The 19,311-nt window shown below is 61.3% G+C and carries 26 protein-coding genes; 10 read left to right on the top strand and 16 right to left on the bottom strand.

Features of this window, described 5'->3' with window-relative positions:
* The first annotated feature begins 132 nt into the window (after positions 1-132).
* Positions 133-750, top strand: coding sequence for a 30S ribosomal protein S4 (gene rpsD, locus ACQ66J_RS02325; protein WP_375548679.1), 618 nt, complete (start codon positions 133-135; stop codon positions 748-750).
* A 127-nt stretch (positions 751-877) separates the two neighbouring features.
* On the opposite strand, the gene grxD is transcribed toward rpsD, so the two are convergent.
* On the bottom strand, positions 878-1,210 hold the full coding sequence (gene grxD / locus ACQ66J_RS02320; RefSeq protein WP_430430336.1) for a Grx4 family monothiol glutaredoxin: 333 nt from the start codon (positions 1,208-1,210) through the stop codon (positions 878-880).
* Between the two features lie 76 nt (positions 1,211-1,286).
* Positions 1,287-1,520, bottom strand: coding sequence for a BolA family protein (locus tag ACQ66J_RS02315; RefSeq protein ID WP_430430335.1), 234 nt, complete (start codon positions 1,518-1,520; stop codon positions 1,287-1,289).
* Positions 1,521-1,615: 95 nt separating this feature from the next.
* Here ACQ66J_RS02315 and ACQ66J_RS02310 point away from each other — a divergent pair, with 95 nt between their 5' ends.
* The 3 genes from ACQ66J_RS02310 (at position 1,616) to ACQ66J_RS02300 (ending at position 3,644) form a co-directional block, all read left to right on the top strand.
* A complete protein-coding gene (locus tag ACQ66J_RS02310; protein ID WP_430430334.1) occupies positions 1,616-2,554 on the top strand; it encodes a M20/M25/M40 family metallo-hydrolase in 939 nt (312 codons plus the stop codon).
* 17 nt (positions 2,555-2,571) lie between these two features.
* Positions 2,572-3,033 (top strand): hypothetical protein, encoded by a 462-nt coding sequence (locus ACQ66J_RS02305; RefSeq protein ID WP_375548684.1) that lies wholly within the window; start codon positions 2,572-2,574, stop codon positions 3,031-3,033.
* 140 nt (positions 3,034-3,173) lie between these two features.
* Positions 3,174-3,644, top strand: coding sequence for a hypothetical protein (locus ACQ66J_RS02300; protein ID WP_430430333.1), 471 nt, complete (start codon positions 3,174-3,176; stop codon positions 3,642-3,644).
* Between the two features lie 72 nt (positions 3,645-3,716).
* On the opposite strand, the gene purL is transcribed toward ACQ66J_RS02300, so the two are convergent.
* From purL to purC, 4 genes are read right to left on the bottom strand one after another with little or no spacing between them, the layout of a single operon-like run.
* Positions 3,717-5,960, bottom strand: a complete 2,244-nt coding sequence (purL, locus tag ACQ66J_RS02295; protein ID WP_430430332.1) for a phosphoribosylformylglycinamidine synthase subunit PurL — start codon at positions 5,958-5,960, stop codon at positions 3,717-3,719.
* Positions 5,957-6,622: a phosphoribosylformylglycinamidine synthase subunit PurQ gene (purQ, locus tag ACQ66J_RS02290; protein ID WP_430430331.1), complete on the bottom strand. Its 666-nt coding sequence runs from the start codon at positions 6,620-6,622 to the stop codon at positions 5,957-5,959. The genes purL and purQ overlap by 4 nt, the downstream gene beginning before the upstream one ends.
* 28 nt (positions 6,623-6,650) lie before the next feature.
* Entirely contained in the window at positions 6,651-6,893 is a 243-nt protein-coding gene (purS, locus tag ACQ66J_RS02285) for a phosphoribosylformylglycinamidine synthase subunit PurS (protein WP_107712831.1), read from the bottom strand.
* On the bottom strand, positions 6,890-7,651 hold the full coding sequence (gene purC, locus ACQ66J_RS02280) for a phosphoribosylaminoimidazolesuccinocarboxamide synthase (RefSeq protein ID WP_375548688.1): 762 nt from the start codon (positions 7,649-7,651) through the stop codon (positions 6,890-6,892). The genes purS and purC overlap by 4 nt, the downstream gene beginning before the upstream one ends.
* A gap of 290 nt (positions 7,652-7,941) precedes the next feature.
* Between purC and ACQ66J_RS02275 the strand changes: the two genes are divergently transcribed.
* Positions 7,942-8,262, top strand: coding sequence for a DUF1476 domain-containing protein (locus tag ACQ66J_RS02275; RefSeq protein WP_375548689.1), 321 nt, complete (start codon positions 7,942-7,944; stop codon positions 8,260-8,262).
* Positions 8,263-8,325: 63 nt separating this feature from the next.
* On the opposite strand, the gene ACQ66J_RS02270 is transcribed toward ACQ66J_RS02275, so the two are convergent.
* The 5 genes from ACQ66J_RS02270 to ACQ66J_RS02250 form a co-directional block, all read right to left on the bottom strand.
* A complete protein-coding gene (locus ACQ66J_RS02270; RefSeq protein WP_430430330.1) occupies positions 8,326-8,751 on the bottom strand; it encodes a thioredoxin family protein in 426 nt (141 codons plus the stop codon).
* A gap of 76 nt (positions 8,752-8,827) precedes the next feature.
* Positions 8,828-10,132 carry an adenylosuccinate lyase gene (gene purB, locus ACQ66J_RS02265; protein WP_430430329.1) on the bottom strand — a complete coding sequence of 435 codons (1,305 nt, stop codon included), beginning with the start codon at positions 10,130-10,132 and terminating at the stop codon, positions 8,828-8,830.
* 69 nt (positions 10,133-10,201) lie between these two features.
* Positions 10,202-10,444 (bottom strand): hypothetical protein, encoded by a 243-nt coding sequence (locus ACQ66J_RS02260; protein ID WP_430430328.1) that lies wholly within the window; start codon positions 10,442-10,444, stop codon positions 10,202-10,204.
* Complete coding sequence (locus tag ACQ66J_RS02255; protein ID WP_430430327.1) at positions 10,441-11,487, bottom strand: spinster family MFS transporter; 1,047 nt, start codon at positions 11,485-11,487, stop codon at positions 10,441-10,443. Before ACQ66J_RS02255 ends, ACQ66J_RS02260 begins: the two co-directional genes overlap by 4 nt.
* Before the next feature lie 110 nt (positions 11,488-11,597).
* On the bottom strand, positions 11,598-12,842 hold the full coding sequence (locus ACQ66J_RS02250) for a threonine synthase (RefSeq protein ID WP_430430326.1): 1,245 nt from the start codon (positions 12,840-12,842) through the stop codon (positions 11,598-11,600).
* A 36-nt stretch (positions 12,843-12,878) separates the two neighbouring features.
* Between ACQ66J_RS02250 and ACQ66J_RS02245 the strand changes: the two genes are divergently transcribed.
* Positions 12,879-13,268, top strand: coding sequence for a VOC family protein (locus tag ACQ66J_RS02245; protein WP_430430325.1), 390 nt, complete (start codon positions 12,879-12,881; stop codon positions 13,266-13,268).
* A gap of 22 nt (positions 13,269-13,290) precedes the next feature.
* On the opposite strand, the gene radC is transcribed toward ACQ66J_RS02245, so the two are convergent.
* Positions 13,291-13,995: a RadC family protein gene (radC, locus tag ACQ66J_RS02240; RefSeq protein ID WP_430432219.1), complete on the bottom strand. Its 705-nt coding sequence runs from the start codon at positions 13,993-13,995 to the stop codon at positions 13,291-13,293.
* Positions 13,996-14,093: 98 nt separating this feature from the next.
* Between radC and ACQ66J_RS02235 the strand changes: the two genes are divergently transcribed.
* Together ACQ66J_RS02235 and gor are read left to right on the top strand one after the other, a co-directional pair.
* A complete protein-coding gene (locus tag ACQ66J_RS02235) occupies positions 14,094-14,576 on the top strand; it encodes a DUF2059 domain-containing protein (protein ID WP_430430324.1) in 483 nt (160 codons plus the stop codon).
* Positions 14,577-14,674: 98 nt separating this feature from the next.
* Entirely contained in the window at positions 14,675-16,078 is a 1,404-nt protein-coding gene (gene gor / locus ACQ66J_RS02230; protein WP_430430323.1) for a glutathione-disulfide reductase, read from the top strand.
* A 23-nt stretch (positions 16,079-16,101) separates the two neighbouring features.
* On the opposite strand, the gene ACQ66J_RS02225 is transcribed toward gor, so the two are convergent.
* Complete coding sequence (locus tag ACQ66J_RS02225) at positions 16,102-16,287, bottom strand: hypothetical protein (RefSeq protein WP_430430322.1); 186 nt, start codon at positions 16,285-16,287, stop codon at positions 16,102-16,104.
* A 184-nt stretch (positions 16,288-16,471) separates the two neighbouring features.
* Here ACQ66J_RS02225 and ACQ66J_RS02220 point away from each other — a divergent pair, with 184 nt between their 5' ends.
* The gene (locus ACQ66J_RS02220) at positions 16,472-17,848 is read left to right on the top strand and encodes a class II 3-deoxy-7-phosphoheptulonate synthase (RefSeq protein ID WP_430430321.1); all 1,377 of its coding nucleotides are present in this window, start codon (positions 16,472-16,474) and stop codon (positions 17,846-17,848) included.
* Between the two features lie 140 nt (positions 17,849-17,988).
* On the opposite strand, the gene ACQ66J_RS02215 is transcribed toward ACQ66J_RS02220, so the two are convergent.
* On the bottom strand, positions 17,989-18,255 hold the full coding sequence (locus tag ACQ66J_RS02215; protein ID WP_028284481.1) for an HU family DNA-binding protein: 267 nt from the start codon (positions 18,253-18,255) through the stop codon (positions 17,989-17,991).
* 208 nt (positions 18,256-18,463) lie between these two features.
* Here ACQ66J_RS02215 and ACQ66J_RS02210 point away from each other — a divergent pair, with 208 nt between their 5' ends.
* The gene (locus tag ACQ66J_RS02210) at positions 18,464-18,655 is read left to right on the top strand and encodes a hypothetical protein (RefSeq protein WP_375548700.1); all 192 of its coding nucleotides are present in this window, start codon (positions 18,464-18,466) and stop codon (positions 18,653-18,655) included.
* On the opposite strand, the gene ACQ66J_RS02205 is transcribed toward ACQ66J_RS02210, so the two are convergent.
* Positions 18,640-18,780: a hypothetical protein gene (locus ACQ66J_RS02205; RefSeq protein ID WP_430430320.1), complete on the bottom strand. Its 141-nt coding sequence runs from the start codon at positions 18,778-18,780 to the stop codon at positions 18,640-18,642. The two genes, ACQ66J_RS02210 and ACQ66J_RS02205, sit on opposite strands and share 16 nt — an antisense overlap.
* A gap of 45 nt (positions 18,781-18,825) precedes the next feature.
* Complete coding sequence (locus ACQ66J_RS02200) at positions 18,826-19,257, bottom strand: PaaI family thioesterase (protein WP_375548702.1); 432 nt, start codon at positions 19,255-19,257, stop codon at positions 18,826-18,828.
* Positions 19,258-19,311 lie beyond the last annotated feature (54 nt).

Here is a 19,311-nt window from a genome sequence, read left to right as displayed (position 1 = left end):
TAACCCGCGCTTCCCTCGCTCGCCGGCTTGCCGGACGAGCTTTGTTTTCATGGCAACGGACGACGCGTGGACCGCCGTTTCAATTGCTCTGGCTGAGGGATCAGAGCCGGGCCGCGTCGAGAAGGAAAGACTATGTCAAAGCGTCATTCGCAGAAATACAAAATTGACCGCCGCATGGGCGAAAACATCTGGGGCCGCGCCAAATCCCCGGTGAACAAACGCTCCTACGGCCCGGGTCAACATGGCCAGCGCCGCGCCGGCAAGCTGTCTGATTTCGGTCTGCAGCTGCGCGCCAAGCAAAAGCTCAAAGGCTATTACGGCAACATCACCGAGAAGCAGTTCAAGCGCATCTACACCGAAGCGCAGCGCCTGCGCGGCAACACCGCCGAAAACCTGATCGGTCTGCTGGAAAGCCGTCTGGATGCGATCGTGTATCGCGCCAAGTTCGTGCCGACCGTTTTCGCCGCGCGCCAGTTCGTCAACCACGGCCATGTCCGTGTGAACGGCAAGCGCGTCAACATCGCGTCTTACATGGTCAAGCCGGGCGATGTGGTTGAAGTGCGCGAAAAGTCCCGCTCCATGGCGCTGGTGCTCGAAGCGCTGGGCAGCCCGGAACGTGACGTGCCGGATTACCTCGATCTCGACGCCAAGGGCATGAAAGCCACTTACAGCCGCAAGCCGGAATTCAACGAAGTTCCGTACCCGGTGAAGATGGAACCGAACCTGGTCGTCGAATTCTACTCCTCGTAAATTTTCGAGGACGACGAGACAGAAAAGCCCGCTGCATCGCAGCGGGCTTTTTCTTTGGCCGGATGGCATGAAAAAACCCGTCTCCGGTTGGAGACGGGTTTTGTTCGTCAGATCAGGCGGGAGCGGGTCACGCCTCCACCAGACCCTTGTCTTTCATCAGCTGTTGCAGCTCGCCCGCTTCAAACATCTCCTTGATGATGTCGCAGCCGCCGACAAATTCGCCCTTCACATAGAGTTGGGGGATGGTCGGCCAGTCTGAATAGGCTTTGACGCCTTCGCGCACGGCATGGTCTTCCAGCACGTTCACCGCGGCGTATTCCACGCCCACATGGTCCAGAACGCGGGCCACCACCGAGGAGAACCCGCATTGCGGGAAGGTGGGGGTGCCCTTCATGAACAGGACCACGTCGTTTTCGGTGACGGCTTTCTTGATCGCTTCCTGGGTGTCGGCGTCGGACATGGAGAGGATTCCTTATGGTTCGTCTTGGCCCCAAGATGGGGGGCGGAGCGAAGAGTTTCAATTGCTGACAGGCGCGCTAGCCCGGGGCACGGGTTTCCAGCGCCAGAGCATGCAGCTCGCCGCCCATCCGGCCTTTCAGCGCAGCATAGACCATCTGGTGTTGCCGGACGCGCGGCAGACCGGCGAACGCCGGCGAAATCACCACCGCCTTGTAATGGTCGCCATCGCCGGCGAGATCGGTGATCTCGACTTCGGCGCCGGGAACGCCTTCCTTGATGAGACTGACAATGTCTTCCGCATTCATAGGCATGGCGTCTCTCCTGCGCAGTGCTAGTCTGAGCCATACCATCACACCGGGTGCGCCCGGAACCCTGACTTTCACAGGGATATTACGGAGACCTGCCCATGTTGCTGTCCGCATTGCTGTTGACCACGGCTCTGGCCGTTCCCGCCGCCTCTGATTGTGCGGGGCTGGAGCCGGCCCCTTGGGCGGATTTGTGCGTCATCAGCTCAGACGAGATGAAAGGGCGGATGGTCGAGAGCGAAGGCAATGCCCGCGCGCGCGCCTATATCCTCGACCGCCTGACCGAGATCGGCGTTCAGCCAGTCGGCGACAGCTTCGAGCAGCCCTTCAGCTTTGAGCGCGCCATTGATTTTCGTGATGAGAATTCTCCGCGAGAAACCATCAACGCCGTGAACGTCATCGGCGTTATTGCTGGCCGCGACCGGAGCCGCGCCATCGCGGTGACCGCGCATTACGACCATGTGGGGCGAACCGATGAGGGCGAGATTTTCAACGGCGCCGACGATAATGCGTCCGGCGTCGCGGCGCTTCTGGCGGTGGCGGAGCATTTCATCGCCAACCCGCCCGAGCATGACATCCTGATCATGGCGTTCGACGCCGAGGAGGGCGGCTTGCGCGGGGCCCGCGAAGTGGTCGCCAATCCGGTCGAGGGCGCGGCGCCGGTCGTCTTCAACCTCAATTTCGACATGCTGGGCTATAGCCCCGACAATGATATCTGGGCGGCGGGCCCCTACCATACGCCCGCGCTTCACCCGATCGTAGAGGCGGTGGCTCAGGACGCGTCGATCACGCTGGCGGCCGGGTACGACGCGCCCGATGGCGATCCGCGCAATGACTGGACGCTGTTGTCAGACCAGGGCGCCTTCCATGCCGCGGGCATTCCCTTCCTCTATCTCGGAGTGGAGGATCATGAGCACTATCACCAGACCACAGACGAGTTTGAAACCATCAATCCCGACTTCTTCCTGAGCGCGGTGAGCGTGGCGGTCGAGCTGGCCGAGCGCATTGATGCGGATCTGGACGCGGTGACAGACCGCTAAATCGAGGGGGAGGGCCAGTGAAGTTTGCTGAGTACAACGCGCTGGCTCATAACTTCGCGGCGTCCTTCGCCAGCGGAGTAGGGCTGCTGGTTGGTGTCTGCAATGAGGTCTACGACGAAGCTCGGGACCAGCCAGACAGTTTCATCGATATCGATTTCCTGACGGGCGTCTGCTCACCGTGCGGATCGGCGCAGCTGCTGAAGTCCGTGCAGCTGTATTGTGAGGCTTTGCCTGACTTCTGCGCCAAGCATGGCGCTCAAGTCAGCGATTTGTCCGGCTTCAAGGTCAGGTTCCACTCAGTGTCTGAACCCGTCTGTGGTTTCACGGTGCACCTGGCGTTGAGGGATGGCAGGGCGGCGATCACGGACTATGAAGGCTGGCAGGGGAAGAGGGCGAGAGAGCTCAACGCCGCCGGTCAAAAGGCCAGGCGTGCTCCTGAAAGAGACACGATGCCCCGGTCGGACGCCGCAAGTGATTGATGCGACGCAACAATCGTTCTCTGTCATGAAATAATAACAAAAATAAACAGTGTTTACTTTTCAAATTGCGGTGAGGTTCCTATCTATTATCCACAATCGCGGACGTATAGGCATGTCCGGGTTTCATCAGGGAGATGGATATGTCCACGGCACTTCGTACTGTTTTCGCAGGCGCAGCACTCGCGATCGCCGCTTTTGGTTCCGCTCAGGCTCAGGACTGCCCGTCTGAGCCGATGTTCGTCGGCGTGTCCGGCCCGAACTCTGACGTGCGCCAGTCTGCGCGCCGCATTGATCGGGGTGATTGGCGCAATGCGGCGCATTTTGCGTCTGAAGCGCTGGAGTCCGGCACGTCGAGCCGCAACAAGAACGCCGCCGCCGTCAATCTGTGCGCCGCGCTCGCCAATGAAGGCGATGCCGGCACGGCTGAGGCCTGCGCAGACGCTATCGAGCGCAATCCTGAAGGCTGGGAAGCCCATACCAACCGTGGCGGCGCTTTCTGGCTGGCGGGCGATCATGCCGCCGCCGCCGCTGATTTCGCCCGCGCCGCTGCGCTGGCCGCCGGTGAAGATGCGGTCACGCACAATTCTGCGCTGGCTCAGTGCCACAGCTAAGTCGCTGACAGGGTCAAATGAAAAAGGCCGGAGCAAATGCTCCGGCCTTTTTTGTGGGCTCTATCGTTTGTCTTACTCAGCGACGCGCGCCTCGGGTTCGCCCTCCATCAGGGCCGGCATGAAGCCTTCATGGGCCTGTTTGAGGCGGATCAGATCCACCGCATGGCCGCCATTGATCGAGATGAAGCGGCCGCCGGCCAGCCCCACGACCTCGACCGGCACGTCCGCGGTCTTGGCGTTCGCGCGGATGGCTTCGGCGTCTGCGGCGTCAGCGGCGATCAGATAGCGGCCCTGATCCTCGCCGAACATCCAGGCGAACACGGGCAAGCCGCCCGTATAAGCCAGCTTGACGCCGACGCCCGCCGCCATCGCCATATCAGCGGCGGCGCACGCCAGCCCGCCATCTGACAGGTCATGCACCGCCTGGGCGTGACCTTTGCGGATAGTCTCGCGGACAAAATCGCCATTGCGCTTTTCAACCGCCAGGTCCACGCGCGGCGACGCGCCTTTTTCCTGGTTCTCGATCTCGCGCAGATAGAGCGAGGCGCCCAGCTCGCCGCGGGTTTCACCCACCAGCAGCAGCACCTGACCCTCTTTCAGGCCGCCATAGCCCATGCGCTGGTTGATATCGGGGATCAGGCCCACGGCGCCCACCGCCGGGGTGGGCGGAATGGCGACGCCGTCGGTCTCGTTATAGAGCGAGACATTGCCGGACACGACGGGGAAGTCGAGCGCCTTGCACGCTTCCGCCATGCCTTCCACGCAGCCCACGAACTGGCCCATGATCTCGGGGCGCTCAGGGTTGCCGAAGTTCAGGCAATCGGTGATGGCGATGGGATCGGCGCCCACGGCGGTGAGGTTGCGCCAGGCTTCGGCCACGGCCTGCTTGCCGCCTTCAAACGGGTCAGCAAAGCAATAGCGCGGCGTGCAGTCGGTGGTGATCGCCAGCGCTTTTTGCGTGCCGTGCACGCGCACGATGGCGGCGTCGGACGGATCTTCCGAGCTGGCGGCGGTGTCGGCCATGACGTGGCGGTCATACTGACGCCAGATCCAGCGCTTGGACGCCATGTCCGGGCTGCCCATCAGGCTCGCCAGCACTTCGCCCAGATGTTCAGGCTGGTGCAGTTCGCGCGGATCGATGGAGCCGCGGGCTTCGGCCGGGAACCAGGGGCGGTCGTATTTCGGCGCGTTCTCGCCAATGGGATCGAGCGGCAGGTCGCAGACGACCTCACCCTTGTGACGCAGCACAAGTCGGCCATGGGGCGCGGTCTTGCCGATGGTCGCCACATCCAGATCCCATTTGCGGAAGATACGCTCGGCCACATGCTCACGGCCGGGCTTGATGATGATCAGCATCCGTTCCTGGGATTCTGACAGCATCATCTCATAGGCGGTCATGTTCTCTTCGCGCTGGGGCACATGATCAAGATCAAGCTCGATCCCGAGGCCGCCCGAAGAGGCCATCTCCACCGATGAAGACGTCAGGCCCGCCGCGCCCATATCCTGGATCGAGCTGATGGCGTCTTCGCTCATCAGCTCAAGGCAGGCCTCGATCAGCTTTTTCTCGGTGAACGGATCGCCGACCTGAACGGTCGGGCGGTTCTCTTCAGAGCCTTCGCCAAATTCCGCCGACGCCATGGTGGCGCCGTGAATGCCGTCGCGGCCGGTTTTCGCGCCCACATAGAGCACAGGGAACTCAGGCTCACGCGCGGCGGCGGTGAAGATCTTGTCGGTATCAGCCAGGCCCACAGCCATGGCGTTCACCAGGATATTGCCGTTATAGCCCTTGTCGAAATTGGTCTCGCCGCCCACCGTCGGCACGCCGACGCAATTGCCGTAGCCGCCAATGCCGGCGGTGACGCCCGCGACCAGTTGCCGGGTTTTGGGATGTTTGGGATCGCCAAAGCGCAGCGCGTTCATCAGAGCCACCGGGCGCGCGCCCATGGTGAAGACGTCGCGCAGAATGCCGCCCACGCCCGTGGCCGCACCCTGATAGGGCTCGATATAGCTGGGGTGGTTGTGGCTCTCCATCTTGAAGATGGCGGCCTGGCCGTCGCCAATATTGATGACGCCGGCGTTCTCGCCCGGGCCATAGATCACCTTGTCGCCCGAAGTAGGGAATTTGGACAGGTGCAAGCGCGAGGATTTGTATGAGCAGTGCTCAGACCACATCACCGAGAAAATGCCCAGCTCCACAAGGTTCGGCGCGCGGCCGAGCTCTTTGAGGATGATCTCGTACTCGTCAGCGGTGACGTGATCGCGAGCGATCTCTTCAGTAACGCCCTCGGCGTAACGCGGGTTCACAGCTTCGCTCATGACAGTTTCCCCAGCACGCTTTCAAACAGGGCCAGTCCATCGGTTCCGCCATGATCGGCGTCCACCGCGCGTTCAGGGTGGGGCATCATGCCCAGCACATTGCCCGCCGCATTGGTGACGCCGGCGATGTCGCGGGCGGAGCCGTTAGGATTGTTGGCGTAGCGGAAGATCACCTGGCCTTCGCCTTCGATCCGGTCAAGCGTCGCCTCATCGGCGAAATAATTGCCGTCATGGTGGGCGACCGGGATGACGATCTCCTTGCGGTCGGCATAGCCGCGGGTGAAGCGGGTGTTCGCCGTCTCCACTAGCAGCGGCGCTTTCTCGCAGACAAAATGCAGCGAGGCGTTGCGCATCAGCGTGCCGTCCAGAAGCCCGGCCTCGGTCAGAATCTGAAAGCCGTTGCACACGCCCAGCATGGGAACGCCCGCTTCAGCTTTCTTTTTCAGGTCATTGACGATCGGCGAGCGCGCGGCCACTGCGCCCGAGCGCAGATAATCGCCATAGGAAAACCCGCCTGGGACCATGACGAAGTCGAGCCCCTCAGGCAGTTCGGTCTCTTCATGCCAGACCATGGCCGGCGCGTGGCCGGTGACGGCTTCGATCGCCGTGGCCGCGTCGCGGTCACAGTTCGAGCCGGGGAAGACGATGACGGCGGTTTTCATGTCAGGTCCGCTTCTTGCACGCCAGCGCCTAAGCGCTCAGCTCGATGTCGTAATTTTCGATGACCGGATTTGCGAGCAGCTTGTCGCACATCTCAGAAACGCGTTGCTGGGCTTCCTCGGCGTCGGCGGTGTTGAGATCAATCTCGATCAGCTTGCCCTGACGCACGCCCGTAACCTCGTCAAACCCCAGATGGTTCAGCGAGTTGGAGACAGCCTGGCCTTGCGGGTCCAGAACGCCGGGTTTGAGATAGACGTGAATGCGCGCTTTCATTCCGGAGACCCCTCTTCGGTGACGGAACCGTTTTCTTTCATGATGCCCAGACGGCGGGCGACTTCGGCATAGGCTTCGGTCACATTGCCCAGATCGCGGCGGAACCGGTCCTTGTCGAGCTTCTCATTGGTGTTGGCGTCCCACAGACGGCAGCTGTCAGGGCTGATCTCGTCGGCGAGAATCACCCGCGGCATGTCGTTCTGATCGTAGACGCGGCCAAATTCGAGCTTGAAGTCCACTAGGCGGATGCCGACGGCGGCGAACATGCCCGACATGAAGTCGTTCACCCGCAGCGCCATGGCGATCATCTCGTCCATGTCCTGGGTGGTGGCCCAGTTGAACGCGGTGACGTGTTCCTCGGCGACCATCGGATCTTCCAGATCGTCGTTCTTGTAATAGAACTCGACGATGGAGCGCGGCAGCGCGTCGCCTTCGGTCAGGCCGAAGCGCTTGGCGATGGAGCCGGCGGCCACATTGCGCACCACCACTTCCAGCGGAATGATCTCGACTTCGCGCAGCAATTGCTCACGCATATTCAAGCGCTTGATGAAGTGGGTGGGGATGCCCATCCGGCCCAAATGCTCCATGATGTATTCGGAGATCCGGTTGTTGAGCACGCCCTTGCCTTCGAGCACGGCTTTTTTCTGGGCGTTGAAGGCGGTGGCGTCATCCTTGAAATAGGCCACGACGGTGCCCGGCTCGGGACCCTCGTAGAGGATTTTCGCTTTGCCTTCGTACAGCATCTTGCGGCGGGACATCGTGGCCTCGCTCCGGCTTGGGCGCGCTTTGCGGCGCGCGAGTGGGGCGTGAGCCCGCTTTGATGTCGCTGGGAACAGAGACGTCGCGCCTGGGCCATGCCATGAGAAACGCGAAACGGCCCGTCGCCGCGGGCCGCTATCGAGGCGCCTACATACGCGAGGGGCGCGCTGACATCAATATCTGTGCTGAAGCCTGTTTGCGCTCAGGCTTACACGATTGATAATCCGCCCCGCTACGGCTAACTCTTCGGTCAGTCGTTTTTGATGTCTGGGGTTGAAGGACCACCGCCATGTCAGGTTTTGATGATCGCGAAAACGCGTTCGAAAACAAATTCGCTCACGATCAGGAGCTTGAGTTCAAAGCGGTTGCGCGCCGCAACAAACTTCTGGGACTGTGGGCCGCCGAGCTGATGGGCCTGACCGGCGACGACGCCGAAGCCTATGGCAAAGAGGTCGTCAAAGCTGATTTCGAAGAAGCCGGTCATGAAGACGTCTTCCGCAAGGTGCGCGGCGATTTTGACGCCCGCGGCATTGAGCAGACCGATCACCAGATTCGTCACAAGATGGAGCAGCTGCTTGATGAAGCCCGCGAGCAGGTTCGCCAGGGCTAATCGCTTTTGCTTTGAAATGAGCAACGGCGGCGCACACCCTGCGCCGCCGTTTTCATGTCCGGCTTACAGTCCGAAGGCTTCGCGGTCGGCGATCACCTGCAGGGCATGATCGAGCGCGCCGCGTATGTCTGCGTCTGAATACGCCATGCTGATGCGCGCCAGAACGTCTCCGGTGTCGCGGTCGATCAGCAGCACAAAGCCTGTCGACCCGGCGGTCGCCTCGTACGCCTGGCTGACGCCTTCCTCTCGCGCCCGCTGAGCCAGAGCGCCGCGTCGCCCGAAAGAGCTGTCAAAGCGTACGCGTTCCAGCGGCGCCGCAGCGTAATCAGCCATCACCGCCTCATAGCGCGGCTCCAGCACCTTGCAGGGGCCGCACCAGTTGGACCGGAACAGCGCGGCGACGAGACGCGGTTCGTCTATCCGGATCCCGGCCTCAGCGGAGGCGGGCAGCAGAATGAGGAAAAGAGCGGCAAGAAGACGGCGTCCCATTCGATCTCCTAAACCAAAAGGCCGCGCCAGTTTAGGCGCGGCCTCAAGATCCGTCATTCACAACACAGCGAGCAGATCAGGACGCGCCGAACACGCGGTCGAAGATCGTGTCCACATGCTTGAAGTGATACGTTTCGTCAAAGCAGGCTTCGATCTGGTCATCAGACAAGAGCGCGGTTACGCCTTCGTCCGCTTTGAGGTGTTCGACCAGCTTGCCGCCTTCATCCCAGGTTTTCATGCCATTGCGCTGGACGAGGCGATAGGAATCCTCACGCGAGGCGCCGGCCTGGGTCAGGGCGAGCAGAACGCGCTGGGAGTTGTGAATGCCGCCATAGGTCTCAAGGTTCTCCCGGCAGCGATCCTCATGCACGATCAGGCCTTCAATCATCGAGGCGGTGCGGTGCAGGGCGAAATCCAGATGCGCGGTGGCGTCCGGGCCGATGCCGCGTTCCACGGACGAGTGTGAGATGTCGCGTTCATGCCAGAGCGCGACGTTCTCCATGGCCGGAACCACCGCCGAGCGCACCAGACGCGCGAGACCGGTGAGGTTTTCGGTCAGGATCGGATTGCGCTTGTGCGGCATGGCCGACGAGCCTTTCTGACCCTTGGAGAAGAACTCCTGCGCCTCGCGCACTTCCGAGCGCTGCAAATGGCGCACTTCCACGGCCACATTCTCAATCGCGGAGGCGATCAGGCCGAGCGTGGCGAAGAACGCTGCATGACGGTCGCGCGGGATGACCTGGGTGGAGATCGGCTCCACGTTCAGATCCATTGCGTCGGCCACATGAGCTTCCACCGCCGGGTTCACGTTGGCGTAGGTGCCGATGGCGCCGGAAATGGCGCAAGTGGCGATCTCTTCGCGCGCCTGCACCAGACGGGCGCGATTGCGGTCAAACTCGGCGTAGAAGCGCGCGAATTTCAGCCCCATCGTGGTGGGTTCGGCGTGGATGCCATGGCTGCGGCCGATACAGGCGGTCATCTTGTGCTCGAAAGCGCGCTTTTTCAGCGCCGCCAGCACCCGGTCCATGCCCGCAAGCAGCAGATCAGAGGCGCGCTTGAGCTGCACGGCGAGGCAGGTGTCCAGAACGTCCGAGCTGGTCAGCCCCTGGTGGACGAAGCGGGCGTCTTCGCCCACAAGCTCGGCCAGATGGGTGAGGAAAGCGATGACGTCGTGCTTCACTTCACGTTCGATCTCGTCGATGCGGTCGACGTCGAACGACATATCCTTGGCTTTCCAGACCGCTTGGGCGGCGTCAGCAGGCACCACGCCCAGCTCGGCCAGCTTGTCGGTGGCGTGAGCCTCGATCTCGAACCAGATGCGGTATTTTGATTGCGGGGACCAGATATCGGCCATTTCCGGCCGGGTATAGCGAGGGATCATGGGGCGCGGCTCTCACGTCTGACGAAAGGGGCGGGTTTGCGCGCAAACAGCGCCAACCGGCCCGCCACGTCAAGTGCGCCGCTTCAGATCGCGCTTGAGCGCATAGCCCGCCGCCACGAACAAAACCGCCGCCAGAGCAAAGGCCGAGCTGCCCGCCATCAGGGCCAGACGCAGCGCTTCGCCCTCGCCGTAATGCGGGCGCAGCGCGTCTGACAGGGCGCCGACGGCCAGCGGACCGAGGCCGATCCCGATCAAATTGTTGAAGAAGCCGATGATCGCCGCCACCGCCGCGCGAGAGGCGGGCGGGGTCATTGTCTGTGTGGCGGCGAGGCCTGGCCCGATCCAGGCATAGCTGAGCAGCAAGGGGATGGCGAAAACAGCAAGGTGGTCTGGCCGTCTTGCGCCATCAGCCCGCCAAGAAAAAACGGCACGGTCAGAAGCAAGGTGACGCCTGGAATGACCCCATAGGCTTCCGGGCGTCCCGGTCCGACCCGGTCCGCCATCCAGCCGCCCGCCACCGAGCCGATCAGTCCCAGAGCGAACAGAGGCGACAGGCCGGCGCCCACTTCTTCCAATGTCATGCCTTGGGAGCGGATCAGAAAAGAGGGCGCCCATTGATACAGGCTATAGCCCGCAAACGAGGTCACCGCGGCGGCGGCCGTGAACAGGCGCAGAGACGGCGTGGCGAACACGAGTTTCAAGGCGCCAAGGGCATTGGCTTTCTGGGCGCGCAAGGCATCGGTGTCGAACACGCCGCGCTTGGGTTCCTTGACCAGAACCAACAGCACCAGCGCCAGCAAGACGCCCGGCAGTCCCACCAGAATGAACGCCCAACGCCAGTTCAAGGCGTCGGCGATAAAGGCGCCCAGCGCTGAACCGGCTGTGAGCCCCAAGGGCGCGCCGATCGAGAACAAGCCGATGGCGAAGGCGCGCTTTGAGGGCGGGAAATAGTCAGAGAGGACGGAATAAGAGGGCGAGACGCCGCCCGCTTCGCCCGAGGCGACGCCGATCCGCGCCAGCAGCATTTGGACGAAATTGCTGGCGAGGCCCGAAAGGGCGGTGAACACGCTCCACACCACACAGGCCGCCGCGATCAAACGGACGCGGTTTGTGCGGTCGGCCAGGATGGCGATGGGGATGCCCAGCGTGGCGTAAAACAGCGCAAAGGCTGTCCCGCCCAGTAGAGCGAGCTGGGAGTCGCTGAGATTGAGATCGACCCGGAACTCTTCCTGGAGCACCGCAAAGATCTGACGGTCCATAAAGTTGACCAGATAGACCACGAGCAAAACACCGAGCGCGGTCCAGGCGTTCCGGGCGGCCGGCCGTTTGGCGGTGAAAGGCGCTGGGGTGCTCATGGCGGTCCCTTAGGCTCGAATCAGAGAGGCCGGGGTTATGCGACAGGCAGATGATGCAGTTAAAGGCTCGTGTGCATTACGATTCAGTGAAGCGGATTCAGTCTTTCAAGTCAGCCCTTAAGCATGTCCGGTGTGATGGGCTTTTTACGATCCAGAGAGCGTTTTGGATCAGGCAGCGTGTATTTCAGGCCCGAGCCGCAATTAAACAGCACTATGTCTGAGTCGCGCTCCACCAGGCCGCGCTCCAGCGCGGATTGGCAAGCCGCCAGTGTCGCGGCGCCTTCAGGACACAGCAACAGGCCATCCTCACCTCCACACAATTGCCGCGCCGCTTCGATCTGGTCTTCGCTGACGGACAGCGCGGCGCCTTCGCTTTCGCGCACCGCGCGCAGGATCAGGAAATCGCCAATGGCTTTCGGCACGCGAATGCCCGCCGCGAAAGTGTGCGCGTCCAGCCATTCCGGCGCATGCTCTTCGCCGGCTTCATAGGCCTTGACGATGGGGGCGCAGCCTTCGGCCTGGACGGCGAACATCTTGGGACGCTCTGAGCCGATCCAGCCCAGCTGTTCCATTTCATCAAAGGCTTTCCACATGCCGATCAGGCCGGTGCCGCCGCCGGTGGGATAGAAGATCGCGTCGGGGAGCTTCCAGCCCAATTGCCAGGCCAGCTCGATCCCCATCGTCTTCTTGCCCTCGATCCGATAGGGCTCTTTCAAGGTGGAGACGTCAAACCAGCCCATCTGCTCTTTGAGCGCGCCGACAATCGCGCCGCACTGATGGATCAAGCCGTTGACGCGAAACACCTTGCCGCCCTGCGCGGCGATCTCGCGCACATTCACGTCCGGGGTGTCTTCCGGGCAGAAGGAATAGGTCGTCATCCCGGCGCGTGCGCCATAGGCGGACAGCGCCGCGCCGGCATTGCCGTTCGTGGGCATGGCCATGGTTTGAACGCCATAGGACTTCGCCATGGACACCGCCAGCGCCAGTCCGCGCGCCTTGAAACTCCCCGTCGGCAGGCGGCCTTCATCCTTGACCCACAGGCGCCCCGACGCGCCGATCTGCGCCGCTATGCCTGTGGCGTCGATCAGGGGCGTGTCCACTTCGCCCAGCGACACGACGTCCTCATCATTGGCGACGGGCAACAGCTCGCGCCATTTCCAGAAACCGGGATGATCCATGGCGGAGCGCGCCGCGATGGCGTCGCGGTCAAGCCGGCCCTTCATCGTTGCGAGATCATAGCGCGCCAGAAGCGGCCAGCCCTCCGGGGAGAGGTTGTGCGGCTGGTCAGACTCGATCCGCGCCCCCGTCATCGAGCACTCAAGATGGGTGAAAAAATTGGACGAGGCGGAAGGCATGGGTCACCGTGAGACAAGGTTAAGAAGGAGACCGACATGCCAGTATTGGGCGTAGGCGGCGTATTCGTTCAGTCGACTGATCCTGACGCGGCTAAGCAATGGTATCAAGAGGTGTTGGGCCTTGAGCTAAATTCTTATGGGGGTTTTGACTTTTCCCATTCCGTCACAGCCGAAACATTTGCCGACGGCGCGCGCACCATCTTCGCCCGCTTTGAAGACGGATCTGACTATTTCGCCCCGTCAAAGCAGGCCTTTATGGTGAATCTGATCGTCGAGGATCTTGACGGCTTGTTGTCGCGGATCAAGGCGGCGGGTGTCGCCTTGATCGGTGAACCGCAAAAGTTCGACTATGGGCGTTTTGCCTGGCTGATGGACCCTGACGGGGTCAAGATCGAACTGTGGGAGCCCGCCAAGCCGCAGGCCTAGCTCGGCGCTAGCGCGTCATCGCTCACAGCAATCCCAAACTTTTAAAGCTCGCGGTCCGTTCGCGTCCGATCACCAGATGGTCATGGACCACGATGTTGAAGGGTTTGGCGGCGCTGATCACCAGCTTGGTCATTTCGATGTCGGCGTGAGACGGCGTCGGGTCGCCGCTGGGATGGTTGTGCACCAGGATCAGGGCGCTGGCGTCCAGCGCCAGGGCGCGCTTGACCACTTCACGCGGATAGACGGGCGCGTGATCCACCGTGCCGCGCGCCTGATGCTCATCGCCGACCAGGCGGTTCTTCTTGTCGAGATACAAAACCCGGAACTGCTCGGTGGAGGCATGCTGGAGCGCCGTGCGTAGGTAATCAAGCAAGGCGGACCAGCTGGAGAGGACCGGACGCCCCACCACCTGTTCACGCGCCATGCGCACGGCCAAGGCTTCGAGCAGTTTGAGGTCGAGCGCGGTCTTTTCCGACACGCCCTTGATATCCTTGAGCTGGTGCAGTTCCGCCGCGCAGACCCCGCCCAAGCTCCCGAAGCGGGCGATCAAAGCCTTCGCCAGCGGTTTGACGTCGCGCCGCGGGATGGAGCGAAACAGCGCCAGCTCTAAAAGTTCGTAATCGGCCAGGCCCTGACCGCCGGCTTCAGAGAACCGTGCGCGCAGCCGGTCGCGATGACCGGCATGAGGTTGAGCAGCTATTTCTGTCACAAGCTGGGGAAACCTTATTCCAAAGTGTCTGACACGAGAGTTATATTCCTTCGCGACACGATGTTAGATGCAAGCGTGTCCGGGTTCGAGTGTGCAATTCTGTCTGAGAGGGAACTATGGTTCGATTTGTTTGTCTCACCGTGTTTATGGTGGCCCTGACGACGCCGGTTTCGGCGCAAGACACTGCCGAGATTGATGAACGCAGCCTGGAGATTGCTCAACAAACGGTCAGGTTGATCAAAGCGGATATGCTGACCGATCAGATCCTGGATTCCATGGTCCAGACCCTTGAGCCTTCGTTCCGGCAGGAATACTCAGCTGCGTCAGATGAACAGATTGAGCAGGCCGTGCAACTCATGACTGATATGTTGAGGTCCAATCGTTCCGCCATCGTCGAAGCGACTGCAGACGCCTATGCGCGGAATTTTACGTATGAAGAGCTTGAGGAGCTCAATGCCTTCTTCGATTCCGAACTGGGCCAGAAATATATGTTCATGTCCGAGCGCATTTCACGGCTTGGCGTGATTGCTGGACAACAATTGGCTCAGTCTGCCTACGACGAGGCTCTGCCGCAGATTGACGCTATCATGGCGGAGTAAGCGGTTTCCCCATCTTCCGCACCCGTGTGATTTGACCTATCCGGTATGCAAGCACACATAGGCATGCAGATCTGAGTGAATCACGAAAAGGGCGCGCAATGGCCGATCACGAGTTTGACTATGACCTGTTCACCATTGGCGCGGGGTCTGGCGGGGTGCGCGCATCCCGCCTGAGCGCCATGAAGGGCAAGAAAGTCGCCGTCGCCGAGGAATATCGTCCCGGCGGCACCTGCGTGATCCGTGGCTGCGTGCCCAAGAAATTCATGGTCTACGCCTCGAGCTTCTCCAAAAGCTTCAAGCAGGCCAAGGCTTATGGCTGGGATGTGGGCGCGCCGAGCTTTAACTGGCCGAAATTCCGTGACACCATGAACGCCGAAGTGGATCGGCTGTCGGGCATTTATTCGCGCAACCTCGCGAACGCCGGCGTTGAGCTGATCGAGGACCGGGCTGTACTTGAAGGCCCCAACACGATCCGCCTGGTCAAACAGGACCGGACGGTGACGGCGAAACACATCCTGATCGCGGTCGGCGGCGCGCCGAACATGGATGACAGCCTGCCTGGCGTCGAGCACGCGATCACTTCAAACGAGCTGTTCCACCTGCCCAAATTGCCCAAGCACATTGTGATTGCCGGCGGCGGGTATATCGCGGTGGAGTTCGCCCAGGTGTTCGCGGGTCTGGGTGTCGAAACCTGCCTTGTGTATCGCGGTGAGACCGTGCTGCGCGGCTTTGACGATGATGTGCGCACCGCTGTGCATGAAGGCCTGAAAGAGGCGGGCGTGCGGGTGATCACTCATACGGTGTTTGACAAGATCGAACTGACCGATGAGAGCGCCGGCACCAAGCGCGTCTCGCTGAAAAATGGCGATGTGATCGAGGATGTGGATCAGGTCGTCTTCGCCATCGGACGCGACCCCTACACCAAAGGGTTGGGGCTTGAGACCGCCGGCGTCGAAGTCGATGATAAGGGCGCGATCAAGGTCGATGCGTATTCCAAGACCAGTGTCGACAACATCTACGCTGTGGGTGATGTGACCGACCGGGTCAATCTGACCCCGGTGGCGATCCGCGAAGGCGCCGCTTTTGTGGATACGGTCTATGGCGACAAACCCAACGCCTATGATCATTCGACCATCGCCAGCGCCGTCTTCACCCAGCCGCCCGTAGGCACGGTGGGGCTGACCGAAGCGGAAGCGCGCAAGCAATATGGCGAAGTGGATATCTACAAATCCCAGTTCCGCCCCATGAAGGGGATCATCACCGATCATCCTGACCGGATGATGATGAAGTTGATCGTGCGCGCCTCCGACCAGGTGGTCATCGGCGTGCATCTTGTGGGCGATGACAGCCCTGAAATCATTCAGGCGGTGGGCATTGCAGTGAAGGCCGGGCTGACCAAATCCCAGTTTGACGAAACCTGCGCCGTCCATCCCAGCGTGGCTGAGGAATTGGTCACCATGAAGGAAAAATGGATCCCGCCTGAATTGCGCGCCGCGCAATAGCCACGCGCAATTCAGTAAGGACTTTAGCTTTGCAAGGCTTTGGTGGCGGCGCTCAAGGCGTCAGCCTGGACGTCTGCGAAGCTTTTGCTGGCGTCCGACTGGAATTCGACTGCCAGTTCTGAATGCGTGAGGCTGCCGCCGGTCACCGTGAATTGTGCGGTGAAAATGGCGCCTGATTGATGAGAGATGCTTGTGATGGTGATGGTCATGAGATCGTCCCGTGGCCTGTTGAAGATGCAGTTCCCCAATAAAGGGCGCCCGAGAAAATAATTCAACTGAGACGATAATTGTGGTGTTTACGATACAGTATGCCCCGCTGGCTTACACTCGGGGCTTACTGCATTGCACAATCGCCGCTAATATGTCCGGCCAAATTCTAGAAAGGCGAAGGCCATGACTGTGTGGAGCCCTGAGAGCTGGAGATCCAAACCCGGTAAGCAATTACCGACTTATCCCGATATGGATAAGCTTTATTGGGTGGAATCCGAGCTCGCCAAGCGCCCGCCGCTGGTCTTTGCCGGCGAGGTGCGTCGGTTGAAAAGCCAGCTCGCCAATGTGTCCGCGGGCCAGGCCTTCTTGCTGCAGGGCGGTGATTGCGCCGAGAGCTTCAAGGAGTTCTCCGCCGAAACCGTGCGCGACACCTTCCGCGTGCTGCTGCAAATGGCGGTGGTGATGACCTTCGCCAGCGCCAAGCCGGTGGTGAAAGTGGGCCGCATCGCCGGCCAGTTCGCCAAGCCGCGTTCGTCGGATTCAGAAACCATCGACGGGGTGACCCTGCCCAGCTATCGCGGCGATTCCGTCAATGACATGGCCTTCACCGAAGAGGCGCGCGTGCCCGATCCCGAACGTCTGGTCCGCGCTTACGACCAGTCTGCGGCGACGCTGAACCTGCTGCGAGCGTTGGCGTCGGGCGGTTATGCCGACCTGCACAATGTGCACCAGTGGACGCTGGATTTCCTGGCGGGCAGCCCGGCGGGCGAGCGCTATCAGGAATATGCCGACCGTATCGGCGAGGCTTTGGCCTTCATGCGCGCTTGCGGCGTGACGCCCGACGGTGCGCCGTCGCTGGAAGGGGTGGATTTCTTTACCTCCCACGAAGCGCTGCACCTGCCGTTTGAGCAGGCGATGACCCGGATGGAGAGCAATTCGGGCCGCTGGTATGACACCAGCGCGCATCTGCTGTGGATCGGCGACCGGACGCGTCAACCTGACCATGCCCATGTGGAATTCATGCGCGGGCTGGAAAACCCGATCGGGCTCAAATGCGGCCCGACGCTTGATCCTGACGAGCTGATCCGTCTGATCGACGTGCTCAATCCGCGTGATGAGGCCGGGCGTTTGATCTTGTATGTGCGAATGGGCGCGGACAAGGTGGCCGACGGCCTGCTGCCTTTGGTGCGCAAGGTCCAGTCTGAAGGGCGCAATGTGATCTGGTCGTGTGACCCGATGCACGGCAACACCCACAAGGCGGCCAATGGCTATAAAACTCGCGATTTCGACAAGGTGCTCTCTGAGTTACGCACCTTCATCGAAGTCTTGCGCGCTGAAGACGCCGAGCCGGGCGGGGTGCATTTCGAGATGACCGGCCAGGACGTGACTGAATGCGTCGGCGGCGCCGGGCATCTGTCTGAAGCGGATCTGTCGAGCCGGTATCACACCCATTGCGATCCGCGCCTGAACGCTGACCAGGCGCTGGAAATGGCGTTCCAGATCTCCGATGCCCTGAAGCCCGCTCAAGACCTCAAGCGCAGCGTGGTCGCGGCGGAGTAGGCCAGCGCGCAATCGTGACGTCAAAAAAGCCCGGCTCGCTGAGCCGGGCTTTTTCTTGCGCTGCGCCGGGGTAAAACAAAACCGCCGCCCGTGAGGGCGGCGGTTTCGCTCAGCTTGATCCGCCCGAGGGCGGAAAACGCTTAGATGTCTTTCAGAGCCGAAGCCGGACGGAAGGCCAGCTGGGTCTTGGCTTTGGACATCATTTTCTCGCCGGTCCGCGGATTGCGCACTTCGCGCGCTTCACGGTGCTTGGCGTGGAAGGTGCCGAAGCCCGCCAGTTGCACGGAGTCATCAGACTTTGCAGCGCCGACGATGGCGTCTGCGAACGCGTCGATGGCGTCGCCGGCTTGGGCTTTGGTGATGCCAGCTTTGTCGGCGATGGCTTTGGCGAGTTCAGATTTATTCATCAGGGTTCCCCCCACTGGTTGGATAAGGCGGCCGCGTGAGAATCGTTAGCCGCCAACATTGGACTGCGCCATGAAGCGCGATTCTGAACCCCGATTGCAAGGCTATACAGGCGTATCAGCTGAATTGGTTTGCAGTCCTAACGCGAAATTGCGCGTTATGGTAAACAAAGGCCTTCAAAACCGGCCCGTTGTTTGCTTTTAGGAAACCATGACCCAAGCACCTGTTTCATGGCTGAACAGAATCAGCGCGACCGGGCTGGCCGTAGCGGCGGCCTGTCTGTCCTATGCAGGGTTCCTGCACATGTTCGGAAATGACACGCTGGCGGCTTTTGTCGCAGCCTGTGTCGGCGGCGGCGTTCTGGGGCGTCTGTATCGCGGTTCGCGTCAGGGCCAGATGTAAGCGCCCAGCATAGCCGTGATCTGCATCACCATGCCGCCAACAAAAATCAGGATGATCAGCAATACCGTCATCAACAGGCGATAGCCCCAGCGCTTGGCGCCTGTTCCGATGACGCTGCCGGGCATGCCTCTGAGCGGGACAGTCTGGCCCGTAACGCGTCGGTGATGAAGCTAGTCTTCCTTCGGTTCGCCCCGGCGCGGCGGGTAGAGCACCATCTGGGTGCAGCGGAACACGGCAAGTTCCTTGTTGTCGCTCTCACGCCAGCAATTGGCCGACCAGATCTGCGTCGTGCTGCCCCGGTGAATAGGAACGGCCTCGCCGATGACGCGGCCTTCGCGCGCGGCGCCGAAAAAGCTCGAGCTGACTTCAATCGTCGTAAAGCCGATGGCTCGGTCAGGGATATTCATGCTGGCGCCATACCCGGCCAGCGTATCGAGCATGGCGATGATGGTGGCGGTGTGCAGGAAGCCTGTGGGCGCTTGCAGTTCAGGACGCACCGTCAGGGCGCCGCGAATGCGGGTGGCGCTGGCTTCAATGACATCCAGTCCGACCAAGCCGGCGAGACGACCTTCAGCACGCGCATTCAAATGTTGTACGTTCATGGGAACCCTCGGACGCCTGACAGGCGACCGTCCTGTCTCAAATAACGGTTGGAT

The organism is Oceanicaulis sp. (genome assembly GCF_965284345.1).
In the GTDB taxonomy this organism is placed as follows: Bacteria; Pseudomonadota; Alphaproteobacteria; order Caulobacterales; family Maricaulaceae; genus Oceanicaulis; species Oceanicaulis alexandrii_A.
The sequence above is the reverse complement of the archived record's forward strand: the minus strand, read 5'-3'. Positions and strand labels throughout refer to the sequence as shown.

Coding starts and splice junctions, on each gene's coding strand:
- gor (WP_430430323.1), top strand. CDS start 14,675: ATGGCCGATCACGAGTTTGACTATGACCTGTTCACCATTGGCGCGGGG.
- ACQ66J_RS02200 (WP_375548702.1), bottom strand. CDS start 19,257: ATGAACGTACAACATTTGAATGCGCGTGCTGAAGGTCGTCTCGCCGGC.
- rpsD (WP_375548679.1), top strand. CDS start 133: ATGTCAAAGCGTCATTCGCAGAAATACAAAATTGACCGCCGCATGGGC.
- ACQ66J_RS02235 (WP_430430324.1), top strand. CDS start 14,094: ATGGTTCGATTTGTTTGTCTCACCGTGTTTATGGTGGCCCTGACGACG.
- ACQ66J_RS02255 (WP_430430327.1), bottom strand. CDS start 11,487: ATGAGCACCCCAGCGCCTTTCACCGCCAAACGGCCGGCCGCCCGGAAC.
- ACQ66J_RS02210 (WP_375548700.1), top strand. CDS start 18,464: ATGACCCAAGCACCTGTTTCATGGCTGAACAGAATCAGCGCGACCGGG.
- ACQ66J_RS02245 (WP_430430325.1), top strand. CDS start 12,879: ATGCCAGTATTGGGCGTAGGCGGCGTATTCGTTCAGTCGACTGATCCT.
- ACQ66J_RS02260 (WP_430430328.1), bottom strand. CDS start 10,444: ATGACCCCGCCCGCCTCTCGCGCGGCGGTGGCGGCGATCATCGGCTTC.
- purB (WP_430430329.1), bottom strand. CDS start 10,132: ATGATCCCTCGCTATACCCGGCCGGAAATGGCCGATATCTGGTCCCCG.
- ACQ66J_RS02275 (WP_375548689.1), top strand. CDS start 7,942: ATGTCAGGTTTTGATGATCGCGAAAACGCGTTCGAAAACAAATTCGCT.
- ACQ66J_RS02225 (WP_430430322.1), bottom strand. CDS start 16,287: ATGACCATCACCATCACAAGCATCTCTCATCAATCAGGCGCCATTTTC.
- purQ (WP_430430331.1), bottom strand. CDS start 6,622: ATGAAAACCGCCGTCATCGTCTTCCCCGGCTCGAACTGTGACCGCGAC.
- ACQ66J_RS02215 (WP_028284481.1), bottom strand. CDS start 18,255: ATGAATAAATCTGAACTCGCCAAAGCCATCGCCGACAAAGCTGGCATC.
- ACQ66J_RS02270 (WP_430430330.1), bottom strand. CDS start 8,751: ATGGGACGCCGTCTTCTTGCCGCTCTTTTCCTCATTCTGCTGCCCGCC.
- ACQ66J_RS02205 (WP_430430320.1), bottom strand. CDS start 18,780: ATGCCCGGCAGCGTCATCGGAACAGGCGCCAAGCGCTGGGGCTATCGC.
- ACQ66J_RS02220 (WP_430430321.1), top strand. CDS start 16,472: ATGACTGTGTGGAGCCCTGAGAGCTGGAGATCCAAACCCGGTAAGCAA.
- purC (WP_375548688.1), bottom strand. CDS start 7,651: ATGTCCCGCCGCAAGATGCTGTACGAAGGCAAAGCGAAAATCCTCTAC.
- purL (WP_430430332.1), bottom strand. CDS start 5,960: ATGAGCGAAGCTGTGAACCCGCGTTACGCCGAGGGCGTTACTGAAGAG.
- ACQ66J_RS02250 (WP_430430326.1), bottom strand. CDS start 12,842: ATGCCTTCCGCCTCGTCCAATTTTTTCACCCATCTTGAGTGCTCGATG.
- ACQ66J_RS02310 (WP_430430334.1), top strand. CDS start 1,616: ATGTTGCTGTCCGCATTGCTGTTGACCACGGCTCTGGCCGTTCCCGCC.
- ACQ66J_RS02300 (WP_430430333.1), top strand. CDS start 3,174: ATGTCCACGGCACTTCGTACTGTTTTCGCAGGCGCAGCACTCGCGATC.
- grxD (WP_430430336.1), bottom strand. CDS start 1,210: ATGTCCGACGCCGACACCCAGGAAGCGATCAAGAAAGCCGTCACCGAA.
- purS (WP_107712831.1), bottom strand. CDS start 6,893: ATGAAAGCGCGCATTCACGTCTATCTCAAACCCGGCGTTCTGGACCCG.
- ACQ66J_RS02315 (WP_430430335.1), bottom strand. CDS start 1,520: ATGCCTATGAATGCGGAAGACATTGTCAGTCTCATCAAGGAAGGCGTT.